This window comes from Oscillibacter sp. KLE 1745, from assembly GCF_000469445.2.
In the GTDB taxonomy this organism is placed as follows: Bacteria; Bacillota; Clostridia; order Oscillospirales; family Oscillospiraceae; genus Oscillibacter; species Oscillibacter welbionis.
Map to the genome: position 1 here is coordinate 1 of NZ_KI271757.1, position 5,868 is coordinate 5,868.

4 protein-coding genes are annotated in these 5,868 nt (G+C 66.3%); all 4 read left to right on the forward strand.

Annotated features, from left to right (window positions below; all coding sequences use genetic code 11):
- Positions 1-196 precede the first annotated feature (196 nt).
- Complete coding sequence (mutS, locus tag HMPREF1546_RS14400) at positions 197-2,803, forward strand: DNA mismatch repair protein MutS (RefSeq protein ID WP_036631033.1); 2,607 nt, start codon at positions 197-199, stop codon at positions 2,801-2,803.
- A gap of 238 nt (positions 2,804-3,041) precedes the next feature.
- Positions 3,042-3,752, forward strand: a complete 711-nt coding sequence (locus HMPREF1546_RS14405) for a CPBP family intramembrane glutamic endopeptidase (RefSeq protein ID WP_021752058.1) — start codon at positions 3,042-3,044, stop codon at positions 3,750-3,752.
- Between the two features lie 38 nt (positions 3,753-3,790).
- Positions 3,791-4,702, forward strand: a complete 912-nt coding sequence (locus HMPREF1546_RS14410; protein WP_021750630.1) for an AEC family transporter — start codon at positions 3,791-3,793, stop codon at positions 4,700-4,702.
- A gap of 19 nt (positions 4,703-4,721) precedes the next feature.
- Positions 4,722-5,868 (forward strand): DNA mismatch repair endonuclease MutL (gene mutL / locus HMPREF1546_RS18480; protein WP_021752059.1); only part of this gene is annotated, 1,147 nt, incomplete at its 3' end.

The following is a 5,868-nucleotide window of genomic DNA, read 5'->3' on the forward strand; positions in this document are numbered from 1 at the left end:
TTTGATGTCTCAAAAAGAAAATGGGGGGCGCATCCCGCATGGACAATGCCCCCCGGCGGGAGCCAGACCCCTGTGGCCGCCGTTCGGCGGCCCGCCCAGCCCAGCCATCCACATGGCTGATTTCCCGCGTCCCATGGGACGCACCCCCATAAAACGAATCCAAATCCTTTGATAGAAAGAGAATGAGGTGACCCTTTTGGCCGAACTCACCCCCATGATGAAGCAGTACCTGGAGATCAAGAAGGACAATCCGGACTCCATCCTGTTCTTCCGGCTGGGCGACTTCTACGAGATGTTCGCTGACGACGCGAAGCTGGCCTCCCGGGAGCTGGACCTGACCCTCACCTCCCGGGACCACGGCAAGCACGCCAAGCCCGAGGAGGAGCGGGTGCCCATGTGCGGCATCCCCTACCACGCCAGTGAGGCCTACATCGCCCGGCTCATCGCCAAGGGCTACAAGGTGGCCATCTGTGAGCAGATGGAGGACCCGGCAACGGCCAAGGGGCTGGTGAAGCGGGACATCATCCGGGTGGTGACCCCCGGCACGGTGATCGACGCCGCCTGCCTGGAGGAGAAGGCCAGCAACTTCCTCTGCGGCATCTACATCGACAGCCAGAACGCCGGCGCGGCCTTCTGCGACATCTCCACCGGCAAGACCCACCTGACGGCCTTCTCCGGCCCGGACCGGGTGGAGCACGTCGTCAACGAGCTGGGCCGCTTTTCCCCGGCAGAGGCGGTGGTGAACGACGGGGCCGCCTCGGAAAAAGCCCTGACCGACGCCCTGACGGAGAAGTTCCGCTGCCGGGTGGAAAACGGCGGCGAGGGCCGCTTCCGCCTGGCGGAGGCGGAGCGAAACATCCGCCGCCAGTTCGGGGAGGAGGCGTTTGACCGCCTGCCCAGGACCAACCCGGCCGCGGCCATGGCCCTGGGGGGATTGCTGCACTACCTGTACGAGACCCAGAAGACGGACCTCTCTCACATCAACGACCTGGACTACTACGAGCAGGGCCGGTTTATGGAGCTGGACCTGACCGCCCGGCGGAACCTGGAGCTGACGGAGACCCTCCGGGACCGGGAGAAGAGAGGCTCCCTCCTGTGGGTGCTGGACAAGACCAGGACGCCCATGGGCGGGCGGCTGCTCCGCAGCTGGCTGGAGCGGCCGCTGCTGTCCGTCACCGCCATCGCCAAGCGCAATGCCGCCGTGGCCGCCCTGGTGGAGAGCACCATGGCGCGGGAGGAGCTCATCGCCGCCCTGACGGGCCTGGGAGATATGGAGCGGCTCATCGGCCGCATCGTCTACGGCACCGCCGGGGGACGGGACATGGTGTCCCTCCGCTCCGCCATCGAGCGGCTGCCCGCCCTCCGGGCCCAGCTGGCGGCCTTCTCCGGCGGACGGCTGGCGGAGCTGGCCGGGGAGCTGGACGACCTGACGGAGATCGGGGCACACATCGGCGCGGCCATCTGCGACGAGCCGCCGTTCTCCGTCCGGGAGGGCGGCTTCATCCGGGACGGCTACCACGAGGAGGTGGACCGCCTGCGGCACATCATGAACGGCGGCAAGGGCGTCCTGGCGGAGATCGAGGCCAAGGAGAAGGAGCGCACCGGCATCCGGACCCTGAAGATCGGCTACAACAAGGTCTTCGGCTATTACATCGAGGTGTCCAACTCCTTCAAGGACCAGGTGCCGGACACCTACATCCGCAAGCAGACCCTGGTGAACGGGGAGCGGTACATCACCCAGGAGCTGAAGGACTTGGAACACGAGATCCTCACCGCCTCGGACCGGGTGGTGGCATTGGAGTATGAGCTCTTCACGGCGCTGCGGCAGGAGATCTCCGCCCAGAGCGCCCGCATCCAGCGGACTGCCGCCGCGGTGGCGGAGGTGGACGCCCTGGTGTCCTTCGCGGCGGTGGCGGTGCGGAACCACTACTGCCGCCCCACGGTGGACGAGTCTGGGGCCATCGAGATCCACGACGGCCGCCATCCGGTGGTGGAGCAGATGCTCAAGGACAGCCTCTTCGTCCCCAACGACACCTTCATGGGGGAGAAGGAGGACCGGGTGGCCATCATCACCGGCCCCAACATGGCGGGCAAGTCCACCTACATGCGCCAGGTGGCGCTGATCGTCCTCATGGCCCAGATGGGCTCCTTCGTCCCGGCGGCCAGCGCCCGCATCGGCGTGGTGGACCGGATCTTCACCCGCATCGGCGCCAGCGATGACCTGTCCGCCGGCCAGTCCACCTTCATGGTGGAGATGACGGAGGTGGCGGACATTCTGCGCCACGCCACGAAGCACTCCCTGCTGATTCTGGACGAGATCGGCCGGGGCACCAGCACCTTTGACGGCATGTCCATCGCCCGGGCGGTGCTGGAGTACTGCGCGGACAAGAAGCTGCTGGGGGCCAAGACCCTGTTCGCCACCCACTACCACGAGCTGACGGAGCTGGAGAACACCCTGCCCGGCACGGTCAACTACAACATCGCCGTCAAGACCCGGGGGGAGGACATCATCTTCCTGCGGAAGATCCTCCCCGGCGGGGCGGACCGCAGCTACGGCATCGAGGTGGCCAAGCTGGCGGGGCTGCCGGACAAGGTGGTCCAGCGGGCCAAAACGGTCCTGAAAGAGCTGGAGGAGGAGAACGGCGTCCAGTACGTAGCGGCCCGGAAAGAGGAGGACCAGGTGTCCCTCACCGCCATCGGCGAGGGGGAGGTGCTGGACGCCCTCCGCCGCTGCCAGCCGGACACGCTGACGCCCATTGAGGCGATGAGCCTGATCTACGAGTGGAAGCAGAAGCTCAACTGAGCACCCGGCCGGGCAGGCACGGCGGGATGCGCCCTCTGCCGCGGGGGACCGGACGCGCTGACGGCGCCCGGAGAGCGGCCTTCAGGCCGGGACAGGGGATTCCGCGGAAATGAGGGGCCTGGCGGCGGGCGGACACGCGCCGCCCAAGCCCAGCGGATCAAAAGAAGACCCCGGCGGATCCGCCCGCCGGGGAAAACGAGCTGAAACAGAAGCCGGACGAAAACCGGGAGGGAACGAGATGCCAAGAAGAAAGAGCGCCGCCTATATGTCGGCGGGGGAACAGATCGCGGGCACGGTGCTCTTTGTGATCTACCTACTGGTGCTGCCCTTTGTCACAGCCCCGCTGTTCCGCCTGATCGGCGGACTGCTGGGAGTGACCATCAGCACCGGATTGCAGAATATCCTGTATTACTACATCCTCTTCGCCGCCACGGTCATCATTTTCCACGGCTTTCTGGGTCGGACCTCCCGGCACTTTGCAGAGAACCTGGGCGGGGCCTGCAAGTTCATGGCCATCGGACTGGTGGCCCTGTACGGCCTGAACGAGCTGGTGTACCGCCTGACAAGACTGGTGGTATCCAACCAGACCAACCTGAACGACACCACCATCTCCGCCCAGATCGAGGACGCGCCCCACATGACGCTGCTGATCGTCATTTTCCTGGCGCCCTTTGTGGAGGAGGTGCTCTTCCGGGGACTGGTGTTCGGGAATCTCCGGCGCAAGAGCGCGGCGGTGGGATACCTGGTCAGCTGCCTGCTGTTCGCCCTGCTGCATGTGTGGCAGTTCGCGGTGGTGAACCGGGACATCACGTATTTCCTGCTGATGCTCCAGTATCTGGTGCCCGGGCTGGTGCTGGCGTGGGTCTATGACCGCACCGGCACCCTGTGGACGTCCATCGGTCTCCATGCGGCGGCCAACGCCCTCTCCGCTTGGACCCTTGTGGCGTAAGAACCGAATTCCGGAATGATGAGGGGAGAAAGGGACAGATGAATTTTTGGGACGTATTTGGCGAGATGCTGGTCATCCTGTTCGCCATTGCGGCGGGCTATGCGGCCAACCGGCTGGGGTACCTGGGCGGGGAGGCGGACCAGAAGGTCTCCAAGCTGCTGCTGAACATCACCATGCCCGCCATGATCGTGGCGGCGGTGATCACCGGCGAGGAGCTGCCGGAGCTGGGGACCATCCTCTCCATCCTGGAGGTTGGCGTGGTGTTCTACCTGCTGGAGGCGGTCTTTGCCCTGGTGGTGCCCCGGTTCCTGCCGGGCACACAGGGGCAGAAGGGCGTGTGGCGGTATGCCCTGGCCTTCCCCAACGTGGGGTTCATTGGCTATCCCGTAGCGGTGGCCCTGTTTGGAGACGGCGCACTGTTCTATGCCGCCATTCTGGCGCTGCCCTTCAATCTCTTGTCTTACAGTCTGGGCCCGCTGCTGCTGGCAGGGGCCGCCCGCTTCCGCTGGAAGCAGCTGTTCACCCCCTGCATCGTGGCCTCTGTCCTGGGATTGGTGCTGGCGCTGACCCGGCTGCGGCCGCCGGCCCTGGTGGGCGAGATGCTGGACTTTGTGGGAGACATCACCGTGCCGCTGTCCCTGTTGGTGGTGGGCTCCCTGCTGGCGGGCATGTCAGCCGGACAGGTGCTGCGCTCTCCCAAGCTGTGGCTGCTGACGGCCATCCGCCTGCTGTTGCTGCCGGTGGCCCTGTGCCTGGTCCTCCGGGCGCTGGGGATCGACTCCCTGGTGCTGGGGATCGCTGTCACCCAGATGGCCATGCCCGTAGCAGTGAACGGGACGCTGCTGAGCATGGAGTACGGCGGAGACACCGAGTGCATGGCACAGATCACCATCCTGACCACGGCGGCGTCCATCGTGACCATTCCCATCGTCGCCGTGCTGCTGCTCTGAGCTTAGAAAGGAAACCAATATGCCTCACATTCAACAACTGGAGTCCCACGTAGCGGACCTGATCGCCGCCGGTGAGGTCGTGGAGCGGCCCGCCAGCGTGGTGAAGGAGCTGGTGGAAAACGCCGTCGACGCCGGCAGCTCTGCCGTGGTGGTGGAGATCCGCCGGGGCGGCATGGGCATGATCCGGGTGACGGACAACGGCTGCGGCATCGCGCCGGAGGAACTCCCCACCGCCTTCCTGCGCCACGCCACCTCCAAGCTGCGGACGGAGGAGGACCTGGGGAAGATCGGTACTCTGGGGTTCCGGGGCGAGGCCCTGGCCGCCATCTCCGCCGTCAGCCGGGTGGACATCCTCACCCGCCAAACCGGCACGACGGAGGGAGCCGCCCTCCATCTGGAGGGCGGTGTGCCCGGCGCAGTGGAGCCCGCCGGTGCGCCGGAGGGCACCACCATCACGGTCCGGGACCTGTTTTACAACACCCCCGCCCGGCTGAAGTTTATGCGCAAGGACAGTGCGGAGACTGCGGCGGTGAACGGCCTCATGCAGCATCTGGCCCTGTCCCATCCGGACATCTCCTTCAAGTTCATCAAGGACGGGGTGGAGGCCCTGCTGACCCCCGGTGACGGAAAGCTGGACTCCGCCGTCTACGCTGCCCTGGGCCGGGACTTCGCCCGGGGGCTAGTGCCGGTGTCCGGCAGCGGAGGGGACATCACGGTCTCCGGTTTTGTCACCGCGCCGCTGATGGGCCGGGGCTCCCGGTCCATGCAGGTGTTCTTCGTCAACGGCCGGTTCATCAAGTCCCAGCTGCTGACGGCGGCGCTGGAGGAGGGCTACCGCAACCAGATCATGAAGGGTAAGTTCCCCGGCTGCGTCCTGTCCGTCACCCTGCCGGTGACGGCGGTGGACGTGAACGTCCACCCCGCGAAGACTCAAGTGAAGTTCGCCCGGGAGCACGATGTGTTCGACGCGGTCTACCACACGGTGCTGGATGCCCTGGGCAAGACCGGCGCTCCCGCCGCCGCTCCCGCGCAGGAGGCGCGGCTCCCGGCGGCCTCCCGGCAGGACTTCTTCCAGACCATGGACGCCAAGACGTTCCGGCAGGGCGGTGCAAAGCCCGCTCCCCAGCCCGCGGCTCCGGCCCGGCCCGCCTGGAACACCGAGCTGC